Annotated in this window: 20 protein-coding genes and 1 pseudogene; 4 read left to right on the top strand and 17 right to left on the bottom strand. The window is 34.0% G+C overall.

Annotated elements, in window-relative coordinates; translation table 11 throughout:
• Positions 1 to 14: 14 nt before the first annotated feature.
• A complete protein-coding gene (sleB, locus tag BG05_RS18035; protein WP_002032721.1) occupies positions 15 to 794 on the bottom strand; it encodes a spore cortex-lytic enzyme in 780 nt (259 codons plus the stop codon).
• A gap of 145 nt (positions 795 to 939) precedes the next feature.
• On the opposite strand from sleB, the gene BG05_RS18030 reads away from it, so the two are divergent.
• Positions 940 to 1,272: a DUF3889 domain-containing protein gene (locus BG05_RS18030; RefSeq protein WP_002032720.1), complete on the top strand. Its 333-nt coding sequence runs from the start codon at positions 940 to 942 to the stop codon at positions 1,270 to 1,272.
• A 56-nt stretch (positions 1,273 to 1,328) separates the two neighbouring features.
• On the opposite strand, the gene BG05_RS18025 is transcribed toward BG05_RS18030, so the two are convergent.
• The 5 genes from BG05_RS18025 to kynU all read right to left on the bottom strand — a co-directional run bounded on the left by BG05_RS18025 (position 1,329) and on the right by kynU (position 5,819).
• Positions 1,329 to 1,964 (bottom strand): Pr6Pr family membrane protein, encoded by a 636-nt coding sequence (locus tag BG05_RS18025; protein ID WP_002127696.1) that lies wholly within the window; start codon positions 1,962 to 1,964, stop codon positions 1,329 to 1,331.
• Positions 1,965 to 1,984: 20 nt separating this feature from the next.
• Positions 1,985 to 2,902, bottom strand: a complete 918-nt coding sequence (locus tag BG05_RS18020; protein WP_033734070.1) for a serine hydrolase domain-containing protein — start codon at positions 2,900 to 2,902, stop codon at positions 1,985 to 1,987.
• Positions 2,903 to 3,027: 125 nt separating this feature from the next.
• Entirely contained in the window at positions 3,028 to 3,867 is an 840-nt protein-coding gene (kynA, locus tag BG05_RS18015) for a tryptophan 2,3-dioxygenase (RefSeq protein WP_002127699.1), read from the bottom strand.
• Positions 3,868 to 3,900: 33 nt separating this feature from the next.
• On the bottom strand, positions 3,901 to 4,530 hold the full coding sequence (gene kynB, locus BG05_RS18010; RefSeq protein ID WP_002065849.1) for an arylformamidase: 630 nt from the start codon (positions 4,528 to 4,530) through the stop codon (positions 3,901 to 3,903).
• Positions 4,531 to 4,532: 2 nt separating this feature from the next.
• Positions 4,533 to 5,819 (bottom strand): kynureninase, encoded by a 1,287-nt coding sequence (gene kynU / locus BG05_RS18005; protein ID WP_003189895.1) that lies wholly within the window; start codon positions 5,817 to 5,819, stop codon positions 4,533 to 4,535.
• A 159-nt stretch (positions 5,820 to 5,978) separates the two neighbouring features.
• Here kynU and BG05_RS18000 point away from each other — a divergent pair, with 159 nt between their 5' ends.
• Entirely contained in the window at positions 5,979 to 6,590 is a 612-nt protein-coding gene (locus tag BG05_RS18000) for a TetR/AcrR family transcriptional regulator (RefSeq protein WP_016127093.1), read from the top strand.
• A gap of 47 nt (positions 6,591 to 6,637) precedes the next feature.
• Here the strand turns inward: BG05_RS18000 and BG05_RS17995 are convergent, their stop codons facing one another.
• The 6 genes from BG05_RS17995 to BG05_RS17965 all read right to left on the bottom strand — a co-directional run bounded on the left by BG05_RS17995 (position 6,638) and on the right by BG05_RS17965 (position 11,115).
• Positions 6,638 to 6,877 (bottom strand): DUF3953 domain-containing protein, encoded by a 240-nt coding sequence (locus BG05_RS17995; RefSeq protein ID WP_002165667.1) that lies wholly within the window; start codon positions 6,875 to 6,877, stop codon positions 6,638 to 6,640.
• A gap of 21 nt (positions 6,878 to 6,898) precedes the next feature.
• The gene (locus tag BG05_RS17990) at positions 6,899 to 7,144 is read right to left on the bottom strand and encodes a DUF3977 family protein (protein ID WP_000873838.1); all 246 of its coding nucleotides are present in this window, start codon (positions 7,142 to 7,144) and stop codon (positions 6,899 to 6,901) included.
• A 115-nt stretch (positions 7,145 to 7,259) separates the two neighbouring features.
• Entirely contained in the window at positions 7,260 to 9,110 is a 1,851-nt protein-coding gene (locus tag BG05_RS17985; protein WP_002127703.1) for a sigma-54-dependent Fis family transcriptional regulator, read from the bottom strand.
• A gap of 314 nt (positions 9,111 to 9,424) precedes the next feature.
• Positions 9,425 to 9,763 (bottom strand): NIPSNAP family protein, encoded by a 339-nt coding sequence (locus BG05_RS17975; protein WP_002127705.1) that lies wholly within the window; start codon positions 9,761 to 9,763, stop codon positions 9,425 to 9,427.
• The gene (locus BG05_RS17970) at positions 9,736 to 10,332 is read right to left on the bottom strand and encodes a GNAT family N-acetyltransferase (RefSeq protein WP_002013071.1); all 597 of its coding nucleotides are present in this window, start codon (positions 10,330 to 10,332) and stop codon (positions 9,736 to 9,738) included. Before BG05_RS17970 ends, BG05_RS17975 begins: the two co-directional genes overlap by 28 nt.
• A gap of 12 nt (positions 10,333 to 10,344) precedes the next feature.
• Positions 10,345 to 11,115, bottom strand: a complete 771-nt coding sequence (locus BG05_RS17965) for a DeoR/GlpR family DNA-binding transcription regulator (RefSeq protein WP_003189886.1) — start codon at positions 11,113 to 11,115, stop codon at positions 10,345 to 10,347.
• Positions 11,116 to 11,366: 251 nt separating this feature from the next.
• On the opposite strand from BG05_RS17965, the gene BG05_RS17960 reads away from it, so the two are divergent.
• Entirely contained in the window at positions 11,367 to 11,864 is a 498-nt protein-coding gene (locus BG05_RS17960; protein ID WP_003189885.1) for a hypothetical protein, read from the top strand.
• Between the two features lie 59 nt (positions 11,865 to 11,923).
• On the opposite strand, the gene BG05_RS17955 is transcribed toward BG05_RS17960, so the two are convergent.
• The 4 genes and pseudogenes from BG05_RS17955 to BG05_RS29790 all read right to left on the bottom strand — a co-directional run bounded on the left by BG05_RS17955 (position 11,924) and on the right by BG05_RS29790 (position 14,678).
• Positions 11,924 to 12,529 (bottom strand): class I SAM-dependent methyltransferase, encoded by a 606-nt coding sequence (locus tag BG05_RS17955; RefSeq protein WP_175491556.1) that lies wholly within the window; start codon positions 12,527 to 12,529, stop codon positions 11,924 to 11,926.
• A 23-nt stretch (positions 12,530 to 12,552) separates the two neighbouring features.
• A complete protein-coding gene (locus BG05_RS17950; RefSeq protein WP_003189881.1) occupies positions 12,553 to 13,458 on the bottom strand; it encodes an NAD(P)/FAD-dependent oxidoreductase in 906 nt (301 codons plus the stop codon).
• 98 nt (positions 13,459 to 13,556) lie between these two features.
• Positions 13,557 to 13,958, bottom strand: coding sequence for an Rrf2 family transcriptional regulator (locus BG05_RS17945; RefSeq protein ID WP_002127709.1), 402 nt, complete (start codon positions 13,956 to 13,958; stop codon positions 13,557 to 13,559).
• 86 nt (positions 13,959 to 14,044) lie between these two features.
• Positions 14,045 to 14,678: pseudogene (locus BG05_RS29790) on the bottom strand (DUF4085 family protein).
• Between the two features lie 220 nt (positions 14,679 to 14,898).
• Here BG05_RS29790 and BG05_RS17930 point away from each other — a divergent pair.
• The gene (locus BG05_RS17930) at positions 14,899 to 15,492 is read left to right on the top strand and encodes a hypothetical protein (RefSeq protein ID WP_002013060.1); all 594 of its coding nucleotides are present in this window, start codon (positions 14,899 to 14,901) and stop codon (positions 15,490 to 15,492) included.
• A gap of 168 nt (positions 15,493 to 15,660) precedes the next feature.
• Here BG05_RS17930 and lpdA read toward each other — a convergent pair whose 3' ends face one another.
• A complete protein-coding gene (gene lpdA / locus BG05_RS17925; RefSeq protein ID WP_002127713.1) occupies positions 15,661 to 17,040 on the bottom strand; it encodes a dihydrolipoyl dehydrogenase in 1,380 nt (459 codons plus the stop codon).
• Between the last annotated feature and the right edge of the window lie 15 nt (positions 17,041 to 17,055).

Below are 17,055 nucleotides of genomic sequence, written 5' to 3'. Positions count from 1 at the left end.
TTTCCACCTCCGCTCTATTTACAGAAAATATGCTTACCAATTTTTTTAATTTGTGGACGAGTCCAAATCCATTTACTTGTCGCAGTATCTGGGTTGAAATAATATAATGCATTCCCAGTTGGGTCCCATCCGTTGATCGCATCTAATACGGCTTTTTTCGCATTTTCATTTGGCGTTAAATATATTTGTCCATCTGCTACTGCTGTAAATGCTCTCGGCTCAAAGATTACTCCTGAAACAGTATTTGGAAATGATGCACTTGTGACACGGTTTAAAATAACCGCAGCTACTGCAACTTGTCCTAAATACGGCTCACCACGGGATTCTCCGTATACAGCGTTTGCCATTAACTGAATGTCATTTTGAGAATAACCGTTTGGAACATTTGTCCCTGTACTTTTTGGCGGCTTATTTTCCTGTTTACCTCCACCACTGTTCCCTTTATTAGTTGTAGTATCTTTATTAGCGGTCGACTTATCATACTTCGTTGCCTTTACAAGCATTTGCTTCGTTTTAGCACCCGCTAAACCATCAACTGGCAATCCGAATTTTTGCTGAAAGTTTCGAAGTGCCCAATATGTACCCCATCCGAAAACACCATCAACTTTCCCCGTATAAAATCCGTTATATTTCAAACGAGTTTGCAGTTCAATGACATCTTCTCCAGATGCCCCTCTTTGAATCACTTGATTAGAAAAGGCTTCCACATTTTTGGTCTGTATACTACTTACCATTAAAGATAGCCCGATAAAGACAAGCAAAATCGCTATTTTAAAAACAGCTTTTTGACGCATGTATTTCCCTCCTTAATTACGGAAATGATTTCATGGTTATGTTTTGTAAAACCCTCGCTTTTATGTAAAGAAGACAAAAAAATCCAAACTTATATGCTTGAAGAAATATGTAAACAATATACAAAAAGAATAAAAGGAGCTTATTATGAAGCGATTCTTCGTACGTACAGCATTTATATTTTTTTTAATAACAACATGTTCAAATATATATACCGACCCATCTATTGTTCACGCACAGCCGCCATATGCAAAATGGGGTAAACTAGCCGTTGAAAAAACGAAAGAACAATATCCGAAAGCTGAGATTATCGATTACCTTCATATAGGTAGACAACCAAAAACTGTTCAAATAACAGTTGAAAAGTTTAAATTATGGCTACGTGAGGGTGGAAAAGAGTATGGTGTTTTTGTGGATGTAGAGTTTGATACGAAAACAGAGGAATTTTTAAAGATGTCCTTTCAGAAGACAAGTCGGTAAAACAAAAAAAACTCCGTCTTTACATACAGACAGAGGTTTCTTTATGTACTTCTTCCTTAATAAGGAGGATTATTTTTTATATGCAAAGATCGATTACCTAACATTTTTACTAATCCGCAAATAGCTCCAATAACAACAGATATCCCTATACTATATAAAAATACTCTCCCATATCCACCTATTCTCGGATCTAAAAACGGATATGGGTACCAATTCACGAATGGCCCGCGTATTAAGCTATAGACAACATATAAAAGCGGGAAAACAAGCCAACTCGCAGCCTGTTTCCATGTAATGGTCTTCGTAGGTGGATTTATAACCCAATCTAAAATCATCGCTAATGGCATGATGTAATGAAGTACAGTATTTACCCATGGTATCGCTGTTTGAAGTGACTCTTCTAATCCCCTTAATAACAAAAAATAAATAAGTCCTGTTGTCAGTATGTATACTGTAGCTGCACCGCGAAGAACTCCAAATTGCTCGGAACGTCCAAATAGGGCTGTCCCCAAACTACTAAATAGTAGAATTACCGCAACTAAAATATTACTTTCAATTGTGAAGAAACTAAAAAAGTTAACTGGATTGAACGGTTTCACTTGTGCCCTTGTAACAAATTGAGTAATAAGTGCACTAAACGCTAGAAGACTTAATAACAGTCTATAAATCGCTATCATTTTTGCACTTCTCATAAAACACCTCATTTCTCTACTTATTTATGATTGGAATTCTCTTTTATATGCTCTATAAATAACTTTAATGGTACGAGGCCACGTTTTGGCATGTGGCTACTAATTACAGCTACGAGCTCTAACTGCGGAATGATAATAATGTATTGCCCTCCGTATCCCATAGCAAAATACATACAATACGGTATGTGAAATCTTTCATTATTTAATACCCACCAATGATATCCATATGCTCCGACATGTTCATACGTTTCAAATAGAGCCTCACCTGATTCTTCTAACCATTTCGATGATACAATATCATTTCCCTTCCAATATCCATTGTTCAAACATACTTTTCCTAACTTTAATAAATCTATAGATTTCATTTTCATACCGAATCCGCCAACATATATACCTTGCGGGTCTTGTTGCCACTCATACTCCGTAATGTTTAACGGCTCAAATAAATACTTTTTCGCGAACTGCTCCGTCGACATTCCAGTTGCTTCTTGAATGATGTAACTAAGTAAATGAGAAGAACCTGAATTATAATTCATTTTCGTACCTATTTCTTCAATGAACGGCTTTTCTAAAATGTATTGCACCCAATTGTCTGATTCCACAAAATCATTCGGGAAAACAACCCCATTTCCGAACTCTTTCCAATTTTCTCCTGTTGTCATCGTTAATAAATGATACAGCGTTAATTCCTTCTTTTCCTCCGGCACATTGGGAATCCATGTTGTGATTGGTGTATGTATATTATTTATAAATCCTTTATCAATTGCGATACCAATTAATATAGATACGATACTTTTTGTAATCGAATTAATTTTAAATAAGTCATTTGCACAGTCTATCGTTTTATAGTACTCAGTCGTTAATTCCCCCTTTTGATAAACAAGAAATGTATTAACCTTTTTCTTTTCAAATTTATTTTGTAATTGCTCGAAATTCAAGAAATCTTCCTCCATCTAAATGGTTATGTAATATTTGTTATTCATTTCGTTCTCTCTATTAAATCATATTTGTTATTAAAACAAAAAATAAACTTGCCAGCATTTAATAGCTGACAAGTTTATTTTTATAATTTCGTTCGAACGTTCCAAAGCTCTGGGAAGAAGCATTGATCAAGCACTCGCTTTAAATAAGATACGCCAGAAGAGCCACCTGTTCCCATTTTATGACCAATAATTCGTTCTACCGTTTTCATATGACGGAAACGCCATTGTTGTAGCCAGTCTTCAATATCGATTAATTTCTCTGCAAGCTGATATAAATCCCAATATTTCTGCACGTCCGCATATACTTCTATCCAAGCCGCTTCTACAGTTGCATCCTCTTCGTAAGGCTGCGTAATATCACGATTTAACACATCTTTATGAATTGGGAATCCTTCTTTAACAAGCGCTTGTATCGCCACATCATACAAACTTGGTGTATGAAGTGCTTTATGAAGACGAGCATGTAATTCTGGGTCCTTTTCATAAATCTTTAATGCATGTGGTGTTTTATAACCAAGTGCATATTCAATCATTCGATATTGATACGATTGAAAACCTGAAGCCTGACCAAGTGAATCACGAAACTCAATATATTCTGATGGTGTTAATGTCGCAAGAATATCCCAAGATTGAATAATTTGCGACTGAATTTTTGATACACGTGCTAACATTTTAAAAGCTGGTGGTAATTTATCTTGTTTAATAGATTCAATTGCAGCATTCAATTCATGTAAAATTAGTTTCATCCAAAGCTCACTCGCTTGGTGGATAACGATAAATAACATTTCATCATGATGATCTGATAATCTTTGTTGACTAGATAATAAGCTATCTAGCTGTAAATACTCTCCATACGTCATATTCTCCTTAAAATCCGTATGAATCCCTTTTTCCATAATTACCTTTTCATTTTCTTTCATATTAGCCAAACGCCCCTTTGTGTTCATTTCTACTTATATTGGTCTAATAACAGCTCGAACTGGACTCCCATCCGCATCTGTTAATGCAAGTGGTAATGCAATAAGTTCGTAATCGCCGTCTACTACGTGATCGAGTACGACATTTTCTAAAATGTGAATTCCATGTTTAAATAATTGATGATGTGCTGCTAGTTCTTTATCATCTAAAGGATCAACAGATGGTACGTCCACTCCGATTAAACGAATTCCCTTTTCAGAAAGAAAGGCTGCAATATCTGCGCGTAAATGAGGGATTACATCTGGGAATTCATTTGCTTTACCATGTGAAGATGTACGTAATAACAATCGTTCTACACCTTCTAAATGAAAGTTTTCTAATTCCTTTTTCCCGATGCTTTCAAGATTAGAAACATCAATGATTCGCGCTGGGCCAACATAAACTTGAATATCTAAATCCAACACCTTCTTACCGTCATTATCAAAATGAAAAGGTGCATCAATATGAGTACCTGTATGGATACTCATCGTTAACTTTCCGACATTTACTGAACCACTGTTTTCTTTTGACCATGAAACTTCATACGAGAACGGTGTATCCCCTGGCCATGTCGCGATATCATTATTTAGCGGTTGTGAAATATCAATCCACTGCGATGTTTTCATGCTTACGCCACAACCTCTCGCTTATTTTCAAAGTTTTTATATTCTTCATTTTTCATAATTTTCTTTAAAATTTGTACAGAGTTCCATACTTCCTTATACGTATTGTATAAAGCAACAGGCGCAAGTCTAACTCCATTTGGAGCTCTAAAGTCTGGAATAACCCCATTTGCTTTTAACGCTTTACAAATACGCGCCGCCTCAGCATGTTCTAAATAAATATGCCCGCCTCGTTTTTCATCCTCTAATGGATTTCCAATTGTAAATTCAAAGCCTTTTAATTCATGTTCAATTAAATCAAGCATATATCTCGTAATATGTAATGATTTTTCACGTAACTTTTCAATACCAGCTTCTTTAAAAATTTCAAGAGAACCGATTAATGGTGCAGTACTTAATACGTGAGGTGTCCCTATTTGATAAGCTCCAGCATGGTCAGCCGCAGTTAATGAATGCTCCATATCAAATTGCTTATCTTTTCTAGAACTAAACCAACCAGATAATCCTGGGAGTCTATTAAAGTGTTTATTATTTACATAAAGGCCTGCAACACCACCAGGACCTGCATTTAAATATTTATAATTACACCATACAGCGAAATCTACATCCCACTCTTTAAAATGATGCGGAATGGAGCCGATTGAATGACATAAATCAAAACCGATATGAATACCACGTTTATGAGCTTCAGCTGTTAATCGCTTCATATCAAGAATTTGTCCACTTCTATATAGTACAGAAGGCAATAATATTAAAGCGATATCATCGGTCATCGCATGAATAATATCATCTTCAGAAAGTGTTCTTCCATCTCGGCTTTTCACTCGTACTAAATGTTCATCTGGATCTAAGCCTTTTAAACGAATTTGACTCTGAAGTGCATAAATATCTGACGGAAAAGTTAATTCATCCGCAAGAATTTTTGTTCGTATTCCTTTCGGCTCATAAAACGTCGCAATAACTTGATGTATATTCGCCGTCGTGGAACCGGTTACAATCGTTTCTTCCGGTAAAGATCCAATAAGAGGTGCTGTCAATTCACCCAATTTCTCCGAAAGGAAAAACCATGGATGCTCACCTTCAGTCCATCCATCAATCCCAAACTCTTTCCATGAATCTAGCAAGGTAAGTAACGATTTCTCTGCTCTTTTTGAAAGCAACCCTAAAGAGTTACCATCTAAATATATTGTTCCTTCTTTTTTATAAAATTCAGATTGAAAATCTTTCAGTTCATCATGTTTATCACATTCAAGCGCATACTCATAAGTTGGTTGAAATGGTTCTTTATACATGGTGTCACCTTCTTTTAATTTTCTTTTTATTCTAACTAATTGAAATATATCACTTAAATTGATATAACGTCAATGATATTATGTCAGTTGACTTTATATACGAACTTCTTTTACAATACAATTATATTTTCAGATATTTCAGTATAAAGAGGTGATTCCTTGAAAAATTCTACTCTTTCAACAAGAAAACACCGCTCCTTAGAAACAAAAAAGAAACTATTACATTCCGGTTATACTATGTTTATAAAAAACGGATTTCAAAAAACTACAATCACGCAAATTATTAAACATGCAGAAACTGGTTATGGAACAGCATATGTATATTTTAAAAACAAAGATGCTCTCCTCGTCGTTTTGATGGAAGATGTTATGAATCGCTTTTATGATATTGCTGATCGCTCTTTTTCCCCTCAAACAAAGGCCGAAGCACTAGATATGATTCAGAATCAAGTGCGCGCTTTTTTACAGTTAGCACAAGAAGAAAGAGCTATATTACAAGTTGTTGAAGAAGCAATAAGAACCTCAAAAGAAATACGTCAAAAATGGGATGAGATTCGCGAACGCTTTGTAACACGGATTATACAAGACATCACCCATTCCCAGGAAAATGAATTAGTACGAACTGAGTTAAATAAAGAGATTGTCGCATGCGGCTGGTTCTCTATGAATGAAACGTTTCTTTGGACAATCGTGCAAAATGATAAAGAACTAGAATTAGAAGAAATTGTACATACTTTAACGGTAATGTATACGACGGGGTTATATAAATAGCACATTATAACCTCAAAAAACCGTTACTCAATATGCTTAGTAACGGTTTATTTAAAATATTTTATTAACGATACAATAATACAAAAAAGTGATGTAAGTAATAGCAAAAGCCCCATATTCTTATTCTCTTTTTCATCCTTCTTAACGTTGTGTATCCCCATACCGGCAAGCATAAAACCTAAAAGTAATTGTAAAATGAGCATACTTTGCTTCGAATCATCATTCCAACTGTAAATAGAATAGCCCATTATAATAAAAGCGAGTATGAATGTGATAATTCTAATCATAAAAACACCCCCTATTTGATTCTATTGTTTTAACCTACTCACCATTCCAACAATAAACTTATACTCAGCTCTACTTTTTCTTACTTTCTTAAAGCCCTCTTTCGTATCAAAAATAAAACACGTTTTCCGAAACCAAATCCGTACATATAAAGACTCAAAATAAATTGGTTTAATAATTCCTCGTTCCTCGAATTCAGTTCCATCTTTATTTTCGGTTTCCGTTCGAATGAACCACCTATTCCCGATTCCAATTTCAATATACTTCACATGCTAACCCCCTTCAGGAAATCTTCTTTCTAATTATTCTATTATTTCCCTGGCAAGCGCACATTCCGACAGAACGTGAGCCCATAAAGAAAAAGTAGATTACAAAAATCTACTTTTATAGCCTAAATTTTTGCATACGTTTATAAAATGTACTGCGTGGCACATCTAATAGTTTTGCAGCTAATGAAACATTTCCGTTCGTCTTTTCTAGCGCTTCAATCATGCTATCACGCTGTATTTTTTCACGGAAATTTAATGTATGCTCCGTTTTATTTTCTGCTTGCATTTCAAGTTGATGTTGATTTCCAATCATTGTTTGTAATAAAAAAGAGATTTGTTTTTCGCATATTTCCCGTCCTTGCGACAAAATGTATATGCGTTCTAATACATTTAATAATTCTCGAATATTTCCGGGCCATGTATGCTGTGAAAATTGATTACAAATACTCTTTGGAAATACAACATTCCAATCCTTTCGTTCACAAAAATGTTGTATGAAGTACGGAATATCCTCTTTTCTTTCTATTAAGGACGGAACATATAGCGGATAAACATGTAAACGATAATATAAATCTTGACGGAATTTCCCTTCTTCTACTAATCGTAGTAAATCTTTATGTGTCGCAGTAATAATACGAATATTTACTGGTACCTCTTTTGAACTACCAATTGGGGTTACTGTTCGTTCTTGCAAAACACGCAATAATGCCACTTGCATCTCTGGCGGTACTTCACCAATTTCATCTAAAAATATTGTTCCTCCATCTGCTTGTCCGAATTTCCCTTTATATCCTTGGCGCCGCGCACCTGTAAACGCACCTTCAGCATAACCGAATAATTCACTTTCCATTAATTCTTTCGGTAATGAACCGCAGTTAACAGCTATAAAAGGACCATTTTTTCTTGGACTATTTTCATGAATCGCTCTCGCTACATATTCTTTCCCTACACCTGTTTCTCCACAAACATATACACTAGCGTCAGTTGGTGAAACAAGCTTAATTTCTTCTAAAGTATGTTGAAATACGCTGCTTGTCCCAATAACTCCAGGGAAAGTAATTCCGTTTATAAACGGGTAAGTAGAAAATAAATTTTCTTGTTTATTTTCCTTTAAGTAAATACATTTCCCAATCATTCTATCATTACTATATACCGGTACCTCTAATTTAGGTTTCAATCCATTGTGCATTAAATCTTCAAGTTTCATTCGTGACCAATTACATACTCGTTCACGAACCCTCTTGCTCGCAGAAACGATAACATCACGATGGTTACAAATAACAACTTGTTCATCACTGTCAATTACATCTAAAAAACGATGGATTAAATCCAGTTCATTTTGATGTACTCGAATACTACATTCACGTTCAATCGCATGCGCGATCGAAGTTACCATTCCGAGCATATATGGATGTGAAAACTCAATTGGACAGGAGAAATCTAGAACACCAATTAATTTCCCATCATCATTATGAATCGGAGAGGCCGCACAGCTCCAGCTATGAGATGCGACAGAATAATGCTCTGTACCACTTATCATAATAGCCTCTTCAATCTGTAACGCTGTTCCTATCGCATTTGTACCAACAGCTGCTTCCGTCCATTTCACACCTTCAATAAAATTAATATGTTTCGCTCGTTTCAACGTTTGCTGATTTCCACTTAATGATAGAACATAACCATCTGGATCAATTAATAATGCCATCATTTGCAGTTCATCAATGGTTTTTCTCATATTTTGTATTTGAGGTATTGCTATATCAAGGAAGATTTCACTCTTTTTCTTTTGATCCTGAAAAATATCAGAAGACAAAATTTTCTGACCTTTATTCATATGAGGATTCACATTTGCTTGTTTACATCGATGCCATGACTCTGAAATTCTTTCGTTTATACGGTTCGAATCAAGGACTCCTTCATCAACAAACTTTTTCCATGTATGTAAGTAAAACGGTGAAGCTAACATTGTATCATCTCCCCTATTAATTGTTTTGGAGATTTATAAAACATACTTTTATTATAAAACTGAATAAAAGCGTTTTCAATACAACTAGAAAGATGACACAAATATGTTAATAATTTGAATATCTTAATGACCTTCTTTATTCTTTTTTAGTAGAACTATATTTTGTATAATGGACGCAAAGAAAATACTTAACCAAAACCACTTTTGTGGATTGCCGTTTATAAAGAAAACTATCACCGCTATTGCAAATAAAATGGTGGATGCTAAACTAAAATATAATTTTGTTTTAATTCCCATTATTCCTCACCTCTCTATCACTTTACAGTACATACTAACTCTTCATTTTTTAACTCTAATATGTACTCCTGTAAAACATATTCTTTCCCGCCATGTTTTTCATACCAATCATGTATTCTTTTAACATGTATCTTGTCGCTTCTAATTTTTGATTCAATTTCTTTATACTGTTCATAACTATCATATTCCCATATTGCAAATACTTCAGTCGTACCATCATTATTATCTTTCATCCAGCGTCCTATTAAACGAGAACCATATTTTATTTGATTAGGTAAATTAGTATCATTGAAATGATCATTAAATATTTCTATGAATTCATTTTTTACTACATAGTATTTCCTTCTGTAAAACATACTTCTTCACCTCTTTTATGAAAAGTATCAGTAAACCTTCCCATTACTACCGTATTATAATACTTACCATCCGACAGTTTTTTATCATTTTTTAGAATACCTTCTACCTCCAAACCTAATTTTTTATAAAGTTGGATGGCTTTTTCATTTTTCTCTAACACTTGCAATGATATCTTTTTCACTTCATTTTCATCAGCCCACTGAATAGATTGTTGCAATAGACTCTTACCCATTCCATATCCCCAAAACTCTCTTAAAATACAAACACCAAATTCTACTTTATGGGCTAATCTCTTCAACTTTGATCCTTCGCATCTTGAAAATCCAACGATTTGATTGTGCACTTCTGCAACTAAAAAGAGATTCTTCATCTCTTCACTATCTGTTTTTATTATTTTTTGAAACCCTATCTTATCTATAAATCCCTCTCCAGCTTCTCTATCCATATTCTCAGTTTCTCCATCGATCTGAACTCTAATTTCCGATAACTGCTCAGCATCCGTTTGAACTGCAGAACGAACTGTATAAGTTAATCCATTCGTATGAAACTCTTGTCCTTTTATAATCATTTCAAACTCCTTTTAAATGAGGTCTATTGACGCTATTATAATTTCTTTACCTTGTTTCTCAAATTGTTGAATCGTTTCTTTACTAGCCCCTTCATCTGTTATTATAAGGTCAATTTCTATCAGTGACTCTCCTTTTATAAAGCAGTCTATTCCAAGTTTAGTATGAGGAGCTAAACAAATATTTCTTCTAGCAATTTTACTTACTGTTTTTCCAAAATAAGCAACTTCCGGTGTCGCAGTACTTATACCATTCAATGAAATACCGCCACCTGTAGAGAAATAAAGATCAATAGAGAATTTACTTATCAATTCAGAGGCAAGTGTATCTGTCATATTTCCTGATGGTTTCACTTTTCCACCAATTAAGTACGTATCAATGTTCTTATATTCCCGTAACTTACTAGCAATTTCTAAAGCATTCGTAATAACTGTAAATGATGTTTCAGGTAAATACTTTAACATGGCATAATGAATGGAAGCCCCTCCAATAAAAACGGAATCTCCTTCTTGTATGTAGGATACAGCAACTTTCGCAATCGCATCTTCATCTATTGAACTATCACGATAACGTTTCGATGGTTCGGCAGCTAAGTTTCTCACTCGCGTAAGTTCAACTGCACCTCCGTGCGTTCTTTTTAATAAACCATCCTTCTCCATAATAGACAAATCTCTTCTTATAGAATCAATAGACATATCAAAACTTTCCGCAAGATCCTTTGCGATTACTCTTCCATCTCTCTTAAGTAACTCTAAAATTTTCTCTCTACGCTCTTCAGTAAACATGTTATCACCACCATTATTGAAGATTCAGAAATTTAATCTTTATTTTAATTATATGCATGCTTTTTCTGTATTACAATATTTTCAATTCTTATTTATTCAGCTTTATACAGTTTTTCTCCCTATTTCTATCCCATTAACTTGAAAACGAAATAAATGTATATTTGCATATTCCACAAACATACTTCCATTTACCTTCCTATTGATGTAAAATTATTCCTATGTTTTACTTTTTAATACAGAAAGGGATTACTATGAAATCTATAATTAAAGTAACTTGTACAGCATTAATATTTACAGGAATCATGGCAGGATGTAACGGTAATTCTACACCCAAAAAAGAAAAAAGCACTTTTGAAAAAAACGCAATGCATTATGGGGAAATTGTTAAAAATGAATACTATAGAGCAACAGTTGAAAATGCAAAATTTGAAAAAATAGACAAAGAGTGGAGCCTAACAACTCGTGTTATGATTAATAATGTTCGAGACGATGGACAAACTATTGATCTTTCGGAAATAAAATATTTCATACAAGATGAAAAAACTGGTCAGAAATATGAAGGTGAAGCTCATCCGATAGGTGACGAGCACTATAAAAATGTTCCACACGAATTCTCTTTAACTACTGACGTTGTATTTGAAATGAAAACTTCTCCTAAAGACTTAAATAACATGTATTTGTATATTGATAGTAAAGTTGCTCCATTAACAAATACATATTGGAAGCTTGATAATCTAGTATCTAAATAAAAAGACCAGTCTTAAATGACTGGTCTTTTTACATTCAAGTATTCAACTTCCAATAACATTTATATTGATTTTCTAATAACAACTTGAATAACATGAGCTAAGCCAGTATGTCCTTTCCCTTCAATTCGCTCTTGTTCTCCATTAAAGAAATGAATAACCTCATGCCCTTCACACCAAGTAAGAATATCAATTGGATCATACAGCATATCAATATCTTTTGGCCCACCAGTACCATAATTTAATTGTTTTTTCGAATAAACTTCAAACATTATTAATCCACCAGGCCTAATCGTATAAATCATTTTATTCAATACCATTTTTTGATTGTCAGCATGAAAATGTCCAAATACCATAATTGCCGCATCGAATTCATTATCTGGCAAACTATCAGTTAATAAATCTACCTTTTTTGTATGCACGTTTACGTCATACTTCTCGGCTAACTTTTTTGTTTTTTCTAATCCACTCTCAGAGTAGTCAATAGCAGTCACTTCGTGGCCTTTTCTTGCTAGAAAAACAGCATTTCTACCTTCTCCCTCTGCGAAAGCTATTACTTTATTATAATTTGCTAAACGAAATGCTTGTTCTTGAATAAACGTATTAGGTTCTTCCCCATAATAATATTCATCCGACTTAAATCGATCATCCCACATGTTATTCATCATCTTCTCCTCCTTCTAAATGCTAGTTAGAACCGCTCATCTGTAATATCACTATTAATAGCAATCGCCGCTTTATTTCCCTGTGATGCAGCAATAATTAACGACGATGGACCTTGAGTCGTTGTTTCTCCTGCTACGTAAATATTTTTTTCTGAAGTACGACCAAAATCATCTATTACAAAAGTTTCATTACTTTGCAGTTCACAACCAAGTTGTTCTAAAAATTGATTTGGTCTAAAAAAAGTAGGTACTATAAATCCACCGGCTCTTTCAATGTGCAAACCTGAATGAAACTCTACTCGCTTTAAATAACCCTCTTCACCTTGTAGTGAACGAATAGGCTCTGTAATAACTCTTATATTTTTATTACACAGTTCATCCATGAAAGGCTTACTTAACTCATTACCATTTGTTGCGATTACTAAATCCGTAGACCAGTTATAAACTAATTTTGTCATATGCAACGTATAATCTTCGTTTTCAGAAATAATAATAAGAGGTTGGTCTTTTAATTCCCATCCATCACAATACGGACAACTAAATAAACTTTTTCCATAGAATTCCCGTACTTTAGGGATGGATGGAAATTCTTCCTGTATACCTGTTGCTAATAAAACTCTTTCCGCCAAATATTTTTTATGATCTAATGTCATAATCTCAAATAAACCAGTCGATTGCTTCGTTATCGTTAAAACTGTTTTTTCATAATAATGAATCGATGGATACTTCTTCAAATCATTTAACCCTAATTCCTTAAACTCTTCTGGTTTAATCCCGTCATGTGTAATAAATCCATGAGACTTTTGCGTTACACGATTCCTATTCGTTTTATTATCAAATAACGCTATTTGTTTACGAGCTCTCCCTAAAACTAAACCTGCATTAAGCCCTGCTGGACCTGCACCTATTACTGCACAGTCAATACATTTCATAAATAAACATCCTCCATGAATAAGCTTAACTCATTTAACTATAATTATAGATATTAAAGAGTCTTTTTATCCTTAATTAATTTAAAAATAAAAGCGGATTAAAAATCCACATTTATTTTTTTCGCAAGATCTACGATTTTTTGATTTCGTAACTCTTCTTCCATTTTTTCCTCTGCCGCAAGCATTACTTCATTAATTAAACATCCAGGTTCCTGATGTAAACAGCATTCAAACAATGATGTTTTTCCTTCAATAGCATGTATAATATCTAAAAAAGAGATATCTTCCCAATTACTGCTAAGTGAATAACCACCTTTAGGTCCTGATGATGAATGAATCATGCCTTCCTTCGTCAATTTAGTTAGTATTTTAGACAAGTATGTTGGTGAAACTTTCTGCATTTCCGCTAACTGATGAACACTAACTAACTTATTTGGCGTAGCCTCTGCCAGAAAAAGCATTGTGTGAAGAGCGTAATTTGTAGCTTTAGAATATTTCATAATACGGCTCCTATTGCAGACTTCATGTATCTACAATATCTTCATTTTTTCATCATGTCAAACATTTGTAATTTAAAGGCATGATATTATTTCTTTTCAAGTAATAAATTCGTTGCACAAATCGTCACTTCTCTAAATGGACAGTCAAATAAAACACCCAGTTCGAAACCGTCTTCAGTAAGCTCTATTTCATGGTATAGCCACCAAGCACCTTCAAAATTTTCAGGTATAGAACATTTGGTCACTCCTGTAAAAGAAACTTGAAGTTTATTGAAATCCCTAAAAGTACCAGTGCAATCTAATACGATAGACAAAGTATATTCTGACTTACACTTTACTACTTTAATCACACTATCATGCAGTGAGAATTCATGTAATTGAACAACGTTTGACGGAAGTTTTTTCTTAATGGAATTAAAATATTCTAAGTATGATTGATCTAATTGTGTCATTCTTTTTTTCATAATCTGCTGTCCACTCTAACAAAAGTTTCTTTAATTCATTAGGGGGATATTCTGAATCAATAGTGTTGTTATAAAAGTATGAATGTAGCGTTTCAGGAAGATAATTTAATAAATCTTCTTTCCTTTCTTCTACTTCATCTTTCAAACTTTGTAAATAATCGGGATCTATTTCTTTACATTTTTCTATTGATTCTATGAAATGTACAAATCCTGAAAGTTGCCTTTCTTTATACCAATCTCTTGTAAAATATTTCAATGATATCTCTCCTAAAACATTTTAACATCCAACAAAAGCAATATATCTATTTATTATATCATTCCAATAGCTATTTTTTCTAAAGAATAAATGCAAAACTGTAAATATTCCGCCTATTATTTCTAAAACTTCAGAATATTTACAAAAATGTGAAATTGAAATACATTTTACATGTACAAGTTTTACCTGTACAAAAATCTAAACAAAAAGGGATGGTTATATGTTGAAGAAATTAGTAGCAGGGACATTAGTAGCAGGTTTTGCATTAACTGGAGGATTAGGAGTAGTAAGTGCTGCAGAAAAAGATAATACAATTAAATCATTTGACTATTTAAAAGTTGATGAAAAGAATGTTAATTCATTTACAAAATTAAGCGATCAATCAAAAAAAGACATCCAAATTACTATGGTACTACCTAAGCAAAATGAAAATGGAGATTGGTTAGCTTATGGCTTTACTAGCAGAGAAACATTGAATGCTTTTATTGAAAAGGATAAAAAGGTACTTAAAAATCAAATTAACCCTTTAGGTAGTGGTGCTGGTAGTACCGATTTTTATGAGCATCAAAATAAAGGTGGACAGTATATTTATTGGAGCAGTGGCTTTAAAAACCTACCTTCTAGCTGGAACGACAGAATTTCTTCTGTAAGTACAGCTTCACCTTCTGCAAGTTATTCAACAACGCTATGGGAACATTCTTCAACTCAAGGATATGGAAAAGGTGTCTCCTTTAGACACTCTGATTGGTATGGTCAAACTGCTAATTTAGCAGCGGATTGGAACGACATAACTTCAGCAATTGAAATCAAATAGTAACAGCGCATTTCAATTAAATAAGCGAAGAAATTTCAAAATCACTATACTCTCATCGATTAAAAAAACATGAGAGTATAGTGATTTTTCTAGTATCTTTTTATACATATTGCTACTTAAATATTATTTACTAAAAAGACCAGTCCTATTAGACTGGTCTTTTTACCTTCAAGCATGTACAGCATGTCCTACTGCCTGCAATAATGCCTCATGAATCGCTTCAGATAAAGTTGGATGTGCTGCAATATAATCTCTCATTATATCAGCGGTTACTTCTGTATGAATCATCACCGTTCCTTGTCCGATTAGTTCGGTTGCACGAGGACCGATAATAGAAATCCCTACAATTTCTTGATATTTAGGTTCCACAATAACTTTTACTTTCCCCGTTTGTTCTCCAATAATAAGCGCTTTTCCGTTCGCTGTAAATGCGAATTCTCCGATGAGGATGTCACCGTATTGCTCTCTTGCTCCTTTTTCTGTTAAACCGACACTAGCAATTTCTGGAGCTGTATAAATACAGCGAGGTACAGCATGATAGTTTACTTTCACATCTTCTCCGCTCGCGTGTAATGCCGCTGTCGTTCCTTCATGGAAGGCAACGTGAGCAAGCTGTATTCCACCAATCACATCACCCGCTGCGTAAATATGTGATCTATTTGTTTGCATATGTTCATTCACAGAAATTCCTTTATTTGAAAATTGAATGCCTGCTTTTTCTAAAGCTAATTCTTGTACACGTGGTTTTCGACCTACAGAAACGAGAATGGATTCCGGGTTGGCTTCTTGGATACTTCCTTCATATTCAAATGAAGCCTGCTTCTTATAATTATTTAATCCTTTTAAAGCCGCTCCTGTAAATATTTTTACGCCATCATTTTCTAGTTTCTCCCTTAAAATTTGTGCGATATCTTCATCTTCACCAGGTAATAATTGCGATGCCATTTCAACAATCGTAACTTTTGTTCCAAGACGACTATAAATGCTTGCAAACTCGCAACCTATTACACCACCACCAACGATTAATAATGATTTTGGTATATTTTCTAGGGACATTGCATGACTACTATTTAAAATCCACTTCCCATCAAATGGAGCAAAAGGTAATTCAGTTGGTTCTGATCCTGCCGCTATAATAAACTGGTCTCCAACTACTACATCTTCTTTATCACCATGTGTAACTCGCACACGGTGATCCGTTTCAAATTTCGCTTTACCTTGTATAACTTTTATTTTATTTTTCTTCATTAAATATTGTATACCTTGTACGAGTTGCGTAACAATTTGTGATTTTCTCGTCTGTATTTGTTTCCAATCAATTGATATATTCTGCTTATCTACTAATACTCCAAAACGATTCGCATGATTAACAATATCGTATACTTCCGCACTTTCTAACAATGATTTCGTAGGCATACAACCGACATTTAAACAAGTCCCGCCAAGATCAGCTTCATCAATAAGAGTGACATCTTTTCCATTTTGAGCCGCGGTAATTGCCGCTACATAACCAGCAGGTCCGCCCCCAATAACAACTAAATTACTCATTTTCTCACCTTCTCT

Source organism: Bacillus mycoides (assembly GCF_000832605.1).
Lineage (GTDB): Bacteria > Bacillota > Bacilli > Bacillales > Bacillaceae_G > Bacillus_A > Bacillus_A mycoides.
This window is presented reverse-complemented; position numbering and strand designations above follow the sequence as displayed.

Coding starts and splice junctions, on each gene's coding strand:
- BG05_RS17965 (WP_003189886.1), bottom strand. CDS start 11,115: ATGTTTACTGAAGAGCGTAGAGAGAAAATTTTAGAGTTACTTAAGAGA.
- kynB (WP_002065849.1), bottom strand. CDS start 4,530: ATGAAAACATCGCAGTGGATTGATATTTCACAACCGCTAAATAATGAT.
- BG05_RS17945 (WP_002127709.1), bottom strand. CDS start 13,958: ATGAAATATTCTAAAGCTACAAATTACGCTCTTCACACAATGCTTTTT.
- BG05_RS17955 (WP_175491556.1), bottom strand. CDS start 12,529: ATGATGAATAACATGTGGGATGATCGATTTAAGTCGGATGAATATTAT.
- BG05_RS17970 (WP_002013071.1), bottom strand. CDS start 10,332: ATGATTATAAAAGGACAAGAGTTTCATACGAATGGATTAACTTATACA.
- BG05_RS18025 (WP_002127696.1), bottom strand. CDS start 1,964: ATGAGAAGTGCAAAAATGATAGCGATTTATAGACTGTTATTAAGTCTT.
- lpdA (WP_002127713.1), bottom strand. CDS start 17,040: ATGAGTAATTTAGTTGTTATTGGGGGCGGACCTGCTGGTTATGTAGCG.
- kynA (WP_002127699.1), bottom strand. CDS start 3,867: ATGAAAGAAAATGAAAAGGTAATTATGGAAAAAGGGATTCATACGGAT.
- BG05_RS17985 (WP_002127703.1), bottom strand. CDS start 9,110: ATGTTAGCTTCACCGTTTTACTTACATACATGGAAAAAGTTTGTTGAT.
- BG05_RS17960 (WP_003189885.1), top strand. CDS start 11,367: ATGAAATCTATAATTAAAGTAACTTGTACAGCATTAATATTTACAGGA.
- sleB (WP_002032721.1), bottom strand. CDS start 794: ATGCGTCAAAAAGCTGTTTTTAAAATAGCGATTTTGCTTGTCTTTATC.
- BG05_RS17995 (WP_002165667.1), bottom strand. CDS start 6,877: ATGATTAGAATTATCACATTCATACTCGCTTTTATTATAATGGGCTAT.
- BG05_RS17950 (WP_003189881.1), bottom strand. CDS start 13,458: ATGAAATGTATTGACTGTGCAGTAATAGGTGCAGGTCCAGCAGGGCTT.
- kynU (WP_003189895.1), bottom strand. CDS start 5,819: ATGTATAAAGAACCATTTCAACCAACTTATGAGTATGCGCTTGAATGT.
- BG05_RS18030 (WP_002032720.1), top strand. CDS start 940: ATGAAGCGATTCTTCGTACGTACAGCATTTATATTTTTTTTAATAACA.
- BG05_RS17930 (WP_002013060.1), top strand. CDS start 14,899: ATGTTGAAGAAATTAGTAGCAGGGACATTAGTAGCAGGTTTTGCATTA.
- BG05_RS17975 (WP_002127705.1), bottom strand. CDS start 9,763: ATGTTTTACAGAAGGAAATACTATGTAGTAAAAAATGAATTCATAGAA.